Here is a 13,131-nt window from a genome sequence, read left to right as displayed (position 1 = left end):
CCGGTTAGCCGGGGGCATCTTTACCCTCCGCCCAGACCGATTGGCGGCGAAATGTGGCGAAAAATCAACAGATCGCCCCTGAGGGGAGATTTTTAGGTCTTCAGCTTGTATCCGTTGCGGAACATTGCCCATACGGCAATGACTGACACCAAAGCGAGCAGACCTGTATAAGCCACACCGATTGCGAGCGATCCGTTGGCGACGCCGATATGGCCGTAGCGGTACCCGTCGATCATGTAAAAAATCGGATTGAGGTGCGCGATGGACTCGAACGGTTCGACCATGACTTTGACATCATAGAAGGTGCCCGAGAGGAAGGTCAGCGGCACGATGATGAAGTTGGTGACCGCGGCCAGGTGGTCGAACTTGTCGGCCCAGATGCCGCCGAGGATGCCGAGGGCGCCCAGGATCACCGCGCTGGTCAGCGAGAACCAGAGGATCGGCCAGACGTGGCGGATCGGCAGGTTGGCGAGGCCCGACAGCTGGATCGCGACGCCGCAGATCAGCGCGATCAGCAGCGCCCGGGTCACCGCGCCGCCGAGGAAGGCGATGGACAGTTCCAGGGGCGAGAGCGGCGGCATCAGGAAGTCGACATGGGTCGAATTAAACTTCGCCTGCACGAGGCTGGAACTGGTGTTGGCAAAGGCGTTCTGGAGGATCGCCATCATGATCAGGCCGGGCGCTAGGAAGTCGTTGTAGCGCAGGCCCTCGAAATCGCCCGTCAGCTGGCCGCGGTCGCCGAAGGCGAGCTTGAACACGGTCATGAACAACAACGTCGTCACCACCGGCGCAAACACCGTCTGCATCCAGACCTTCAGAAACCGGCCAACCTCCCGCTGGTAAAGGGTCCAGAGACCGAGGCCATTGAACGCGCCGTAGTGGCGCAGGGTGCGGGATTGATCGGGCGGGGGAATCGTCTTCATGGCCACAGCACATAAGCGATGCAGCCCGCACTTGCGAGAGGCATCCACGCGACAATCCCGTGCCACAAGATATAGAACTCTGTGGAAAGCGGAGGCCGCATGTTGTGTTTCGTTTCGCCGCTGATACGATATCTAGGTGTCAGGACAGATGGCGCGTACAGCCAGAACAACATATAGGGGTTCATGTCCTCAGCGATGAGGCCTGCCCTGTAATGCGGGAGACTTCCAACATGTCGTGGAACGACGAGCGGGTGAACACCCTCAAGAAACTCTGGGCGGAAGGCCATTCGGCCTCGCAGATCGCCAAGCAACTGGGCGGCGTGACGCGCAATGCGGTGATCGGCAAGGTCCACCGCCTCGGCCTTTCGGGCCGCGCCACCCCCTCGCGCCCGGTGAAACGCCCGCCGCGCCTGGCCCGGCCGAAGCCCCGTTTCCTGGCGGACGGCACAGCCGCCGCCACACCGGTCGCCGCCGCGCCGAGCGCGCCGGCCCCGTCGCTGGCCGTGGAACGGGTCACCTCGATCGCGCCCCTGCCCCCGCTGCCGCTGGCCGATGGCACCCCGGCGACGATCCTCACGCTGCGCGACACGATGTGCAAATGGCCGATCGGCGACCCCGCCGACCCGAAATTCGCCTTCTGCGGGCGCAAGGCCGATTGCGGCCCTTACTGCACCGAGCACGCCCAGGTCGCCTTCCAGCCGGCCCGCAAGCGCGAAGCCCGCAAGTCGGAATACGACTACGTCCGGCGGATTGCCGGCTAACGCCGCGCTGACATCGAAGGACCTTGAGGCCCCCAGCGCAGAAATGTGCCGGGGGTTTCCACTTTCGAACCCGCAGGGTGCATTAGGCCGAAGACCGTAATGCACCACGAAGGCAGGCGGGGGTTTGACGGAGCATTACGCTTCACTAATGCACCATACACGGATCATTCTCGCGCCGCGGGCATCCAGACGCCGAAGGCGGTGCCCTGGCCAAGGAGGGTTTCGACGGCGAGACCGCCGCGGTGGTGGGCCATGATGTGCTTGACGATGGCGAGGCCGAGGCCGGTGCCGGTGATCCTGCCGCCGCGCGACTGGTCGGCGCGGTAGAAACGCTCTCCCAATCTGGGCAGGTGTTCGCGCTCGATGCCGGGGCCTTGGTCTTCAACGCGCAGCCAAACGGCCGGCTCCGGCAACTGGCTGCGCGCGAGGGCCTGCAGCAGGGTCATCCGTTGACTGATGTCCCAGCGCTGGGAAGCGGTGGTGCGTGCCTCGGCGAGCGAAGGTGCGGCGCCGAAACGTAGGGTCACTTCGTTGCCCGGCTTTGAATATTTGACGGCGTTCGAGACGAGGTTTTCCACGACCTGGATCAGCTCGTCGCGGTGGGCCGTGATCTCGCGGATCGCCTCGGCCGGCGCCTCGACCTTGAGGCTGACGCCCTGCTCTGCCGCAATCGGCTGGAGCGCGGCGATGGAGGCGCTCACGATCTCGGCGAAATCCTCGCGGCCGCGCGGCAGCATATGCTCGGACGACTCGATGCGAGAGAGGGAGAGCAGGTCTGCAATCAAGCGGCGCATCCGGTCGGTCTCGGCGGCCATGATGTCGAGGAAGCGCGGCCAGGCGGCGGTGTCGTCTTTGGCGGGGCCGCGCATGGTCTCGATGAAGCCAGAGACGGCTGTGAGCGGGGTGCGCAGCTCGTGGCTGGCATTGGCGAGGAAATCCGCCCTGGCGCGGGCGGCGCGCTTCACGGGGGTGAGGTCTTCGAGGAGGACGAGGACATTCTTGCCCGAGGGGATACGGCTGACATGGGCGCGCCAGGTCTCGTCCGGGCCGGTTTCAAGCTCGGCCGAGAAGGTGCCGGTCATCGGCCGTTCAAGCGCCTGATCGATGGCGGAGAGGAGGACCGGCGAGCGGATGACGGCGCTGGCGCGGGCGAAAGGCAGGTTGGCCAGCTGGAACAGGTCGTCGGCGGGGCGGTTATAGGCGGCGATCTTCTGGCCGGGACCGATCTCCAGCGCGGGCAGCGGAAGGGCCGACAGGAGCGCGGAGCTGGCCTCGGCGGGCTCGGGCGCGGCCTGTTCGGCCCAGCTCTGGCTGACACCGCGCGGCACGCGGGCGGCGGAGCCAGCGAAGTAGGCCACCGCGACCGAGGCGATGACGCCCAGGGCGCTGAGCGCTTCGATGAGGCCGAGGGCGCCGGTCGCGACCAGAAGCAGGAGCACGACCCCGGTGGTGCCGATGAGAACGGAAAAGTCCCGCGTACGGCGGGTCATTGACGGTCGATGGGTGTCTTCGCTCACGGTTTCACCTTTAGAATCAATGCCCGGTGGGCGTGCGCCGATGGCGGACTATATTGGCGGTACCCTGCGCTCCGGCGGCTGCCAAGTGCCGCCCGGCGGGGGCCGTGCGGCGCCGGGATCACGCGTCGACAGAAAGTTATTGAAAATCGATAATTTCATATTGACGATCGGCAAAGCCGGGCGTATCCGGTCCGCTCAATCGATAGGTTTAAACTCTGGCATGAATAAATCGCTCCTATTCCTCGGTTCCGCGATGCTTGCGGCCTGCGCGACCTCGCCGGATCCGGCCGAGCGGTTCATCGGTGACCATGACGCACTGGTGGAGACTGTTCCGGGCGCGCCGGCCGAATGGGCCGCGCAGGGCGTGGCCGGCAAGGCACCGACCGGCGACTGGCTGGGCCAGTTCAATGACCCCGTGATGGAAGCCCTGGTGGCCGAAGCGCTGGCCGCCAATCCGACGCTGGAATCCCGCGCCGCGCTGACCCGCGCCTCCGAGGCGCTGACACGGTCGGCCCGCGGCGCGCGCTTGCCGAGCCTGTCGGGGTCGGCGACGGCGGGGGGCACGTCCACCGGGGTCGAAGTGGCCGGCCAGGACGAGCGGCTCAACGACCCGATCTACGGGCTGGGCATTGATGCCAGCTGGGAAATGGACCTGTGGGGCCGTGTGTCGAACAGCATTGCGCAGGCCGATGCCGACTATGCCGCGAGCGAGGCTGACCTTGCCGCGACCGAACTGTCGATTGCCGCGCAGACCGCGATTGCCTGGATCCGCCTCAACGAGGCACTGGAGCAGGAACGTATCGCGCTCCTCTCCTACGAAGCGCGCGACCGTGTACTGACGATCACCGACCGCCGGGTGCGGTCGGGCGTGGCCGGGCCGCTGGAACTGCGCACGGCGCGCAGCTCGCTGGCCGGCGCCGAAGCGACGATTGCCGCCCGGCGGCAGAATTCGATGGAGGCCGCACGCCGGCTGGAAGTGCTGCTGGGCCGCTATCCCGGCGCCGAGATCACCGCGAACGGCACGCTGCCGCAGCTGACCGCGCTTGAGGCGCAAGGCAACCCTGCCCTGTTGCTGTCGCGGCGCCCGGACATCGCGGCGCTCGAGGCGCGGGTGGTTGGCGCCGGACTCAACGCGGAAGCGGCACGCCTCGCGATGCTGCCTGCGCTGCGCCTGACCGGTTCGGCATCGACAAGCTCGACGGAGCTGAAGGATATCGTCGACCCCGCCCTCGTGGCGGCCCGTCTGGTCGCCGGACTGTCGCAGCCGCTGTTCAACAATGGCCGGCTGAAAGCGCAGCAGGACGCTGCCATCGCGCAGGCCCAGGCGGCGGTTGCCAATTATGCCAGCGGCGTGCTGACCGCCTGGCGTGAAGTGGAAGATGCGCTGTCGGCGGATGTCCTGCTGGCCCAGCAGGAAGCGGCGCAGGGCATCTCCTTCGAGGAGGCGCGCTATGCCGAGGAACTGGCCGAGCGCCAGTATGTCAGCGGCACGATCACCATCTTCAACCTGATTGACGCCCAGACGCGCCGACTGACGGCTGAGAGCCAGCTGGTCACGGCGCGCGCCAGCCGTGGTATAAACCGCGTATCCTATCACCTTGCACTCGGAGGCGGCGTGCCCGTCGCGGCCGCAGACACTGCTTCCAACGCTACAGACGCCGAAGAAAACGGCAGGAGCCAATAATCATGGGACGCCTTATTGCGATCATCGCCCCGATCCTGATCATCCTCGTCCTCGGCGTGGGCGGCTTCGTCGCTGTCAGCTCGATGAAACCCGAACCGGAGAAGAAGGACGAGCCCCGCGCAGGCCTCAACGTGTTCGCCGAGCCGGTTCGCGAAGTGGCCCTGACACTGACCGTGCAGGCGCAGGGTGAAGTCCGTCCCAAGACGGAAATCGTCGTGGCGCCGCAGACTTCGGGCCGCGTGGCCTTTGTGTCGCCGGACTTCATCGATGGCGGCTTCATCCGCAAGGGCCAGGTGCTGGTGCGGGTCGAGTCCCAGGACTATGAACTCGCCGTGGTGCGTGCACGCTCGTCGGTCGCCTCGGCCGAGCAGCGTCTTGCGCGTGAGCAGGCCGAGTCGGAACTCGCCAAGCAGGACCTTGCCGATCTCGGCATGTCGGACGCTTCGCCGCTGGCGCGCCGCGAACCGCAACTGGCAGAAGCGCAGGCCTCGCTGGACGCTGCCAAGTCGCAGCTGATGGATGCCGAGCTGGCGCTGGCCCGCACGGCGGTGATCGCCCCCTTCGATGGCCGCGTGCGCGAACGCAGCGTGGATATCGGCCAGGTGGTGGCGGCCGGCCAATCGCTGGGCAAGATCTTCGGCAATGATGTGGTGGAAGTCTCCCTACCGCTGAAAGACGCCGAACTCGGCCGTCTGGGCCTGCCGATTGCCTTTGCCAGCAGCAAGGAAAATCCCGGGCCGGAAGTGACGTTCACCGCGAATGTCGGCGGTGTGCCGCGCACCTGGAAAGGCCAGGTCGTGCGCACCGGCGCAGCGGTCAACTCGCAGACCCGGCAGATCAACGCGATTGCCGAAGTGGTGGACCCGTTTGGCAAGGCCGCTGACAATGGCGCGCCGATGGCGCCCGGCCTGTTCGTGAACGCAAAGATCCAGGGCCGCAGCCTCGACAAGGTGCTGGTCGCGCCGCGCTCGGCACTGCGCGGCGAAGACAAGCTGTACATCGGCGATCCCGAAACCGGAAAACTGTCGATCCGTACCGTGGATGTCGAATTCTCCGACCGCGACGGCGCCTACTTCCATGAGGGCGCCGAGCCCGGCGAGCTGGCGATCACTAGCCCGATCCAGGCCCCGTTCGATGGCATGAGCCTGACGGTGATGCAGCGCCAGGAAGACGGCACTGTGAAGGTGCTGAACCCGCCAAAGAGCGCGACCAGCGGCGAGGTCAAAGCCGGAACGGAAGTCGCCAACGCCGAAACCGCCAGCGCTGACGAAGGAGCCAGCCAATGAACGGCATAGTCGCCTGGTTTGCCCGCAACTCGGTTGCAGCAAACCTGTTGATGTTCATCTTCTTCGCGGGGGGCGTGTTCGGCTATTCCGCGATGGAGCGGGAAATGTTCCCGGTTGTGAAAGTGTCCGGCGCCTCGGTGTCGGTCGCTTGGACCGGCGCCTCCCCGCGCGACATCGAAGACCAGATCGTGACCCGGATCGAAGAAGCGGTGGCCGACATCAACGGCCTCGACCGGATCACGTCGATCGCCAGTGAAGGCGTCGGCGTGGTCAATATCCGCGGCCGCGACGATGTCGATATGGACACGTTCCTCGATGAAGTGAAGCTGCGGGTCGACCAGATCAACAACCTGCCACAAGCAGCTTTTGAGCCGCAGGTCGAACGCTGGGAACAGCGTAACTCCTTCATGGGCCTTGCCATCAACGGAAACGTCGATGCCCGCACGCTGCGCCGGATCACCGACAAGGTGCGCGACGACGTGGCTGCCCTGCCCGGCGGCGAACTCGCCCAGATGCAGGGAACGCTGGACGAGCAGGTGAGCATCGAAGTTTCCGAAGAAGCGCTTCGCCGCTTCGGTCTCAGCCTTTCGGACGTGGCCAACGCCGTGCGTCAGACCTCTCTCAACTCATCCGGCGGCCGTATCGAGTCGCCCGTGGGGGATGTCTCGCTTACGGCGCGCAACCTTGCCGACACGGCCGACCAGTTCGGCCAGATTATCATCCGTCAGACCACCGATGAAGGCACCGTCCGCGTGGCGGATGTCGCGACCGTGATCGATGGCTTCGTCAGCGACAAGCTGCGCGCGAGCTTCAACGGGCGCACCACCGCTTTCGTGATGATCCCCGAGCCCGACAAGATGGACATCACGCGGTATGCTGAAGGCGTGCGCGATTACGTCAAGCGTGCCAACGATCATACATCGGGCGTCCTGCCGGAAGGCGTCAGCATCGGCATCCTTTGGGACGATTCCGAAGCTTTCGAGGCCCGTATGGACCTGATCACCTCTTCGGCCCTGTCGGGCGCGTTGCTGGTGATGCTGGTGCTGCTGCTGTTCCTTCGCCCAGTGGTCGCCTTCTGGGTGACCTGCGGGATCTTCACGGCCTTCGCCGGCAGTATCCTGCTGTTCCCCGCGCTCGGCGTCTCCTGGAACATCCTGTCGACCTTCGCTGTGTTGCTGGTGATTGGGGTGATCGTGGACGATGCCATCGTCGTCGGCGAGAACATTCACAAGGAAGTTGAAAGCGGACGGCGCGACGGGTTGGACGCAGCAATTGTCGGCACCCAGCTGATGCTGAAACCGATCGTCTTCGGCGTGCTGACGACCGTGATCGCCTTCCTGCCCTGGGCCTTCGTCACCGGGCCGACGCGGATGTTCACCCAGCAGATCAGCTTTGTCGTCGTCGTGTCGCTGCTGATCTCCATTGTGGAATGCCTATTGATCCTTCCTGCGCACCTTTCGCACATGAAGAAACAGAAGTTCGAAGGCCCCACGGGCAAGCTGATGGTGTTCCAGCGGCGGATTGCCGACAGTCTGCTCTGGTTTGCAAACCACATCTACCGGCCTGTTCTGGAGCTGGCGATCAAGTTCCGCTACGCGACGGTTGCCTTCTTCTTCTCGCTGTTCTCGATCGCGATGGCCCTGCAATCCAGCGGCATCGTGCCTTTCCAGTTCATGCCTGAAATCGAGGCGGACCTTATCCAGGTCAGTATCCAGATGCCGGACGGCACGCCGTTCGAGCGTGTCGTGGAAGTGCGCGACCAGCTTCAGGCCGGTGTTGATGCTGCCAAAGCGGAAACGGCGAAACTGCATCCGGAAATCGAAGGCGGCCTGATCCGCGATGCTTCCATCGTGGCCAGCGGCAAGACCGTGCGCTCATGGATCAGCCTGCTGCCACCCGAAGACCGGCCGGAGGATGTGACGTCGAAAGACCTGGCCGAGGCGCTGCGCCGGAATACCGGCGACATCCAGGATGCCGAGGAGATCAATTTCGACTTCACCTTCAACCGTCCGGACACGGGCGTGACATTTGCGCTGAGCCATCCGGATCTCGACCGGCTGCGCGCCGCTGCAGATTATGTGAAGGCTCACCTGGCAACCTATTCGGAAGCTTATGACATTTCCGACAACCTCTCTTCGGCGGCGGAAGAGATCCAGATCTCGCTGAAGCCGGGCGCAGAAACGCTTGGCATCACGCTGGCCGACGTGTCTAACCAGTTGCGTCAGGCCTATTTCGGTGAACTCGCCCAGCGCCTGCCGCGCGACGGTCAGGACGTTGAAGTGCGCGTCCGTCTGCCGCAGGAAGCGCGCGATGATCTCGACAGTCTCCAATCCATCCGTATCCGCACGATCGATGGACGCGAGATCCCGGTGACGCAGGTGGCGGACTTCGAGTTCGCACCCGGCATCAACCGCATTGTGCGCCGCAACCGCGTCCGGTCCGTGTCGGTGTCTGCCGAAGTGCTGGGCGATGGAGGCCGCGCCCGCATCATGGACGCGATGGAGAAAGACTTCTGGCCCCAGTTCAAGCAGGAATTCCCGGACGTCGTGCGCGGCGAGGCCGGTGGCTTCGAGCAGGAGCAGGAATTCTTCGCCGAGATCCAGCGCCTGCTGCTGATTGCGGTCGGGGCGATGTATATCCTGCTGGCGGTCGGCTTCCGGTCCTATTCACAGCCGATGCTGCTGATGATGGCCCTGCCCTTCGCGTATTGCGGCGCCATCTTCGGCCTTGCACTGACGGGCACACCGATGGCGATGTTCGCCTTCTTCGGGATTGCTGCGGCCTCTGGCGTCGTGATCAACGACAACCTCGTGCTGCTCGACTATGTGAACCAGCGGCGCGAAGAAGGCGCGGGCGCCGTGCAGGCGCTGGTCGACGCGGGCGTGTCGCGCTTCCGGCCGATCCTGCTGACCTCGCTGACGACGTTCGTGGGTCTCGCTCCGCTGCTCTACGAGAAGTCGGTGCAGGCGCAGTTCCTGAAACCGATGGTCGTATCTCTGGCTTATGCTGTGACATTCGCCCTGTTCGTTTCACTGCTTATGGTGCCAGCGCTGTATGCGATCGGCGTGGAGATCGGCCGCGTGTTCCGCTGGACCTGGGGCGGCAAGCCGTACCGCCAGATCGGCGAGAGCTATTCGGGCCATGCCTCCATCGATGAAGACGAGCTGATCGGGACAAGTACAGGTGAAACGCTTGCTCGCCCGTCTCCGGCGGAATAGTTGAGTACCAGACTCTGATTTCAATTCGCCCTGCGCGTTTGGCCGGGGCCCTACAGGGAGTACATCATGAAGAAACTCTTGCTTGGCGCAGCATCGCTTGCGCTGATCACGGCGTGTGCACATCACCCGGATGTCACCGTGCCGGAAGCGGACCTGGCCGCGAGCGAAACAGTCGAGCCGGCCAAGACCGAAGAGCTGAACCTCTCGGCGCCGGATGTCTGGGGCGGTTGGGGTATTAACCTCGACGCACGCGATACCGCCGCGAAGCCGGGCGACGACTTCAATGAATACGTGAACGGCGCGTGGATCGCCTCGTTCGAAATCCCTGCCGACAAGTCGCGCTATGGCTCGTTCGACCTGCTGCGCGAGAAATCGGAACAGCGCACCCTGAAGATCATCAACGATCTGGCTGAAGCCAAACCCGCCGTCGACACGCCGGAAGGCAAGATCGGCGCTATCTACAACGCATTCATGAATACAGACGCAATCAACGCGGCCGGACTTGCGCCGGCACAGCCCTATTTTGACAAGATCGATGCGGTCGCCAACCTTGACGACCTGGCAACCCTGATGGCGACGCCGGGCTTCGCGTCACCGGTCAATGGTTTCGTCTTCGTCGACGACAAGGACCCGGAAACCTACATCTTCCAGATGGCGCTCGGCGGCCTCGGCATGCCGGACCGCGACTACTACCTGAAGGACGATGAGAAATCGGTCGAACTGCGCGCGAGATACGTCGCGCTGCTTTCCAACATGCTGGGCAAGGCAGGCTATGCCGATCCGGCGGCCGAAGCGGCCAAGGTGATGGCCTTCGAGACCGAGATTGCCAAACTGGACTGGGACCGCACCGTCTCGCGCAACCCGGAAATCACCTACAACAAGCTGACCCGCGAGGAGTTTGTCGCGCTGGGCGGTGAGTTCCCGGTGCAGCGCGCGCTCGACACGCTCGGTGTCGGCAGCGAGGCACAGTATCTCGTCGCCGAAATTCCTCCGACCAAGGAGGAACTTGATTCGGCCGGCCTGACCGCCGAAGACGCCGCAAAGCTCGGCAATGGGTTTGCCGGTATCTTCCAGCTCAGCTCTGAAACGCCGCTTGATACCTGGAAGGCCTACATGAAGGCGCACTTCCTGATCGACCATGCCGCCGTGTTGCCGACCGATATCGACGATGCGGTGTTCGCTTTCTACGGCACGGCCCTGCGCGGCCAGCCGCAGCAGCGCGAGCGCTGGAAGCGCGCCGTCAGCGAGACGGAGAACGTGCTGGGCGAGGCCATCGGCAAGGTGTTCGTTGAACGCTACTTCCCGCCTGAGAACAAGGCGGCGATGGACGATCTGGTCAAGAACCTGCGTAAGGCCATGGGCTCCAACATCGCCGAACTGACCTGGATGAGCGACGACACGAAGGTGAAAGCGGTCGAAAAGCTCGATAGCTTCAATCCGAAGATCGGCTACCCGGAAGAGTTCGAGACCTATGAAACGCTGGTTGTCGGCCCGAACGCGCTCGACAACACGGTGGCTGCCGGTGAGTGGGCCTTCAAGGACAACATGTCCAAGCTTGGCACGACCGTGGACAAGTCCGAATGGTTCATGACCCCGCAGACGGTTAACGCCTACTACAACCCGAGCTTCAACGAGATCGTGTTCCCGGCTGCCATCCTGCAACAGCCCTTCTTCGGACTGTCGGCGGATCCCGCGGTCAATTACGGCGCCATTGGCGGCGTGATCGGCCACGAAATGGGCCACGGCTTCGACGACCAGGGCGCCAAGTTTGACGCCCTCGGCGCGCTGAACAACTGGTGGACCGATACCGACCAGGCCGCGTTCCGGATGCTGACCGATGCCCTGGCCGCCCAGTATGACGGCTATTGCCCGCTCGACGACGGCAAGACCTGCGTCAACGGACGGCTGACCCTCGGCGAGAACATCGGCGATGTCGGCGGCCTGTCGATGGCCTACAAGGCCTATCAGATGAGCCTGGATACGGATGGCGACGGCGTTGTCAGCGAGGCCGAACAGGTCCCGGTGATCGACGGCTTCACTGGCGACCAGCGCTTCTTCCTCGGCTGGGCACAGGTCTGGCGGTCGAAATACCGCGACGAAGCCAAGCGCCAGCAGCTGCTGACCGACCCCCACTCGCCGCCGGAATACCGGATCAACGGCGTGGTCCGGAACTTCGACGAATGGTACGAAGCGTTCGATGTCGGCCCGGATGACGCCCTTTACCTTCCGCCGGAGCAGCGTATCCGGATCTGGTAACCCTAAACCGGACTGAAAACGGGACTGAAAAATGCGGCCGCAGACCACGAGCGTGGCGCTGCGGCCGCAATTTCATTTTAACTGGCCTGGAATATGCATCTTCCAAGGCGAGTTGTTTCACTATTTGACCAGAAGCCTGCCCACCATGTCCCTGCTGCCCCGTCTTTTTGGATCCAGGAAACCGGTCGCCCCGACAAATCGGGTCGATCAGGTGCTTGCGGCCGGACCAGACAGCGCGCGGCCCGTTCGTGCGCATGTCTACCGCGAAGCTTACGTCACGTATGAATCGGGATACCGGCGCAAAGGTGTCGTCATGGACTTCACTGAAACGGGCGTGCGTATCCGCTTCCCGACCAATGAAAGCCTGCCCGCTGTCGTGACCCTGTCAGCCCGCTCGGTCGGTCTTGAGGGCGAAGCCGACGTGATCTGGCAGAAAAATTCCGAAGCCGGCCTGCATCTGCGCGGCCGGTAAGAGGCTGGCTGGACTCGCCCGCCGGGACTTGCCAACCCCATCCGAAAAGCGCTCACTGACCTTGTGCCCAAAGCCAAGGAAGGATCCTGCGCATGGCCATCCTGAAATCCGAACAGATCCTCGCTGAGTCCTCGAGATCGTTCGAGGACGCAATCCAGACCGCCGTCAGCCGCTTTTCGCAAACCGTTCGCGGGCTGGCCTCCTGCCACATCAATTCGATGTCGACGACGATCAAGGACGGCAAGATCGATATGTACCGCGTCAACATGCAGATGACGTTCGAGATCGACGCACCCGCTGAGCCGGCCGAAAACGGCAAGAAGAAAAAGAAGAAATAGACCGGGGGCTGACGCACGCCGCGTGCGGCCTATATTGAGTGTCTGAACCGACCCGGAGATGCCTGTGCCCCGTATCCGTCTTTCGACCTTCGCCGGGACCGCTGCCGTGCTCGCGCTTCTGGCGGTGCCTGCCCTCAGCGAGCCGCGCGCCCCTGCCCCCAAGGAGACATCCGCTATGTCCGCAAACCAGTTCACGTCGATCGATGGCAAGCCGCTCGACCTCACCCACCTCGGCGCGAAGGCCATCCTGGTTGTAAACACTGCTTCGAAATGCGGGTTCACGCCCCAGTACAAGGGGCTTGAGGAACTCTACCAGGCGAAGAAGGGTGAAGGCCTTGTGATTGTTGGCGTGCCCTCAAACGATTTCGGCGCGCAGGAGCCCGGCACGGAAGCGGAGGTGAAAACCTTCTGCGAAATCAACTATGGCGTGACCTTCCCGCTCACCCGGAAGTACGCGGTGACCGGCGCGGACAAGCACCCGTTCTACGCCGCCGCCGTCGGGGCGCTGGGTGACGACGCGCAGCCGAAGTGGAATTTCCACAAGGTCCTGATCAAGGGCGATGGCACGCCGCTGAAAGCCTATCCGTCCAAAGTGAAGCCCGATGATGCCGGGCTGCAGGCCGACATCGAAGCGGCGCTGAAGGGTTGAACCTTTCCTGATCTTGACGGGCGTGGC

Annotated in this window: 10 protein-coding genes; 8 read left to right on the top strand and 2 right to left on the bottom strand. The window is 63.8% G+C overall.

Features of this window, described 5'->3' with window-relative positions; all coding sequences use genetic code 11:
- Positions 1–92: 92 nt before the first annotated feature.
- Entirely contained in the window at positions 93–923 is an 831-nt protein-coding gene (locus tag GC148_RS00390; RefSeq protein WP_291068038.1) for an ABC transporter permease, read from the bottom strand.
- Positions 924–1,153: 230 nt separating this feature from the next.
- On the opposite strand from GC148_RS00390, the gene GC148_RS00385 reads away from it, so the two are divergent.
- On the top strand, positions 1,154–1,684 hold the full coding sequence (locus tag GC148_RS00385) for a GcrA family cell cycle regulator (protein ID WP_291068037.1): 531 nt from the start codon (positions 1,154–1,156) through the stop codon (positions 1,682–1,684).
- A 164-nt stretch (positions 1,685–1,848) separates the two neighbouring features.
- Here GC148_RS00385 and GC148_RS00380 read toward each other — a convergent pair whose 3' ends face one another.
- Positions 1,849–3,174, bottom strand: a complete 1,326-nt coding sequence (locus GC148_RS00380) for an ATP-binding protein (protein ID WP_291068036.1) — start codon at positions 3,172–3,174, stop codon at positions 1,849–1,851.
- Between the two features lie 247 nt (positions 3,175–3,421).
- Between GC148_RS00380 and GC148_RS00375 the strand changes: the two genes are divergently transcribed.
- The 7 genes from GC148_RS00375 to GC148_RS00345 all read left to right on the top strand — a co-directional run bounded on the left by GC148_RS00375 (position 3,422) and on the right by GC148_RS00345 (position 13,104).
- A complete protein-coding gene (locus GC148_RS00375; protein WP_291068035.1) occupies positions 3,422–4,885 on the top strand; it encodes an efflux transporter outer membrane subunit in 1,464 nt (487 codons plus the stop codon).
- A gap of 2 nt (positions 4,886–4,887) precedes the next feature.
- A complete protein-coding gene (locus tag GC148_RS00370; protein ID WP_291068034.1) occupies positions 4,888–6,171 on the top strand; it encodes an efflux RND transporter periplasmic adaptor subunit in 1,284 nt (427 codons plus the stop codon).
- Positions 6,168–9,389, top strand: a complete 3,222-nt coding sequence (locus tag GC148_RS00365; RefSeq protein WP_291068033.1) for an efflux RND transporter permease subunit — start codon at positions 6,168–6,170, stop codon at positions 9,387–9,389. Before GC148_RS00370 ends, GC148_RS00365 begins: the two co-directional genes overlap by 4 nt.
- Before the next feature lie 66 nt (positions 9,390–9,455).
- Entirely contained in the window at positions 9,456–11,645 is a 2,190-nt protein-coding gene (locus GC148_RS00360) for a M13 family metallopeptidase (RefSeq protein ID WP_291068032.1), read from the top strand.
- Between the two features lie 145 nt (positions 11,646–11,790).
- Positions 11,791–12,117: a hypothetical protein gene (locus tag GC148_RS00355; RefSeq protein WP_291068031.1), complete on the top strand. Its 327-nt coding sequence runs from the start codon at positions 11,791–11,793 to the stop codon at positions 12,115–12,117.
- Between the two features lie 92 nt (positions 12,118–12,209).
- Positions 12,210–12,455, top strand: coding sequence for a dodecin family protein (locus GC148_RS00350; RefSeq protein WP_291068030.1), 246 nt, complete (start codon positions 12,210–12,212; stop codon positions 12,453–12,455).
- Positions 12,456–12,519: 64 nt separating this feature from the next.
- Entirely contained in the window at positions 12,520–13,104 is a 585-nt protein-coding gene (locus tag GC148_RS00345; protein ID WP_291068028.1) for a glutathione peroxidase, read from the top strand.
- Positions 13,105–13,131 lie beyond the last annotated feature (27 nt).

Origin of the sequence: Hyphomonas sp. (genome assembly GCF_016125515.1) — a bacterium.
Taxonomy (GTDB): Bacteria; Pseudomonadota; Alphaproteobacteria; order Caulobacterales; family Hyphomonadaceae; genus Hyphomonas.
This window is presented reverse-complemented; position numbering and strand designations above follow the sequence as displayed.

Bases quoted from the DNA above. Each gene is read 5' to 3' on its own strand.
- GC148_RS00375 (WP_291068035.1), top strand. From the start codon at position 3,422: ATGAATAAATCGCTCCTATTCCTCGGTTCCGCGATGCTTGCGGCCTGC.
- GC148_RS00350 (WP_291068030.1), top strand. From the start codon at position 12,210: ATGGCCATCCTGAAATCCGAACAGATCCTCGCTGAGTCCTCGAGATCG.
- GC148_RS00365 (WP_291068033.1), top strand. From the start codon at position 6,168: ATGAACGGCATAGTCGCCTGGTTTGCCCGCAACTCGGTTGCAGCAAAC.
- GC148_RS00360 (WP_291068032.1), top strand. From the start codon at position 9,456: ATGAAGAAACTCTTGCTTGGCGCAGCATCGCTTGCGCTGATCACGGCG.
- GC148_RS00385 (WP_291068037.1), top strand. From the start codon at position 1,154: ATGTCGTGGAACGACGAGCGGGTGAACACCCTCAAGAAACTCTGGGCG.
- GC148_RS00370 (WP_291068034.1), top strand. From the start codon at position 4,888: ATGGGACGCCTTATTGCGATCATCGCCCCGATCCTGATCATCCTCGTC.
- GC148_RS00355 (WP_291068031.1), top strand. From the start codon at position 11,791: ATGTCCCTGCTGCCCCGTCTTTTTGGATCCAGGAAACCGGTCGCCCCG.
- GC148_RS00380 (WP_291068036.1), bottom strand. From the start codon at position 3,174: ATGACCCGCCGTACGCGGGACTTTTCCGTTCTCATCGGCACCACCGGG.
- GC148_RS00390 (WP_291068038.1), bottom strand. From the start codon at position 923: ATGAAGACGATTCCCCCGCCCGATCAATCCCGCACCCTGCGCCACTAC.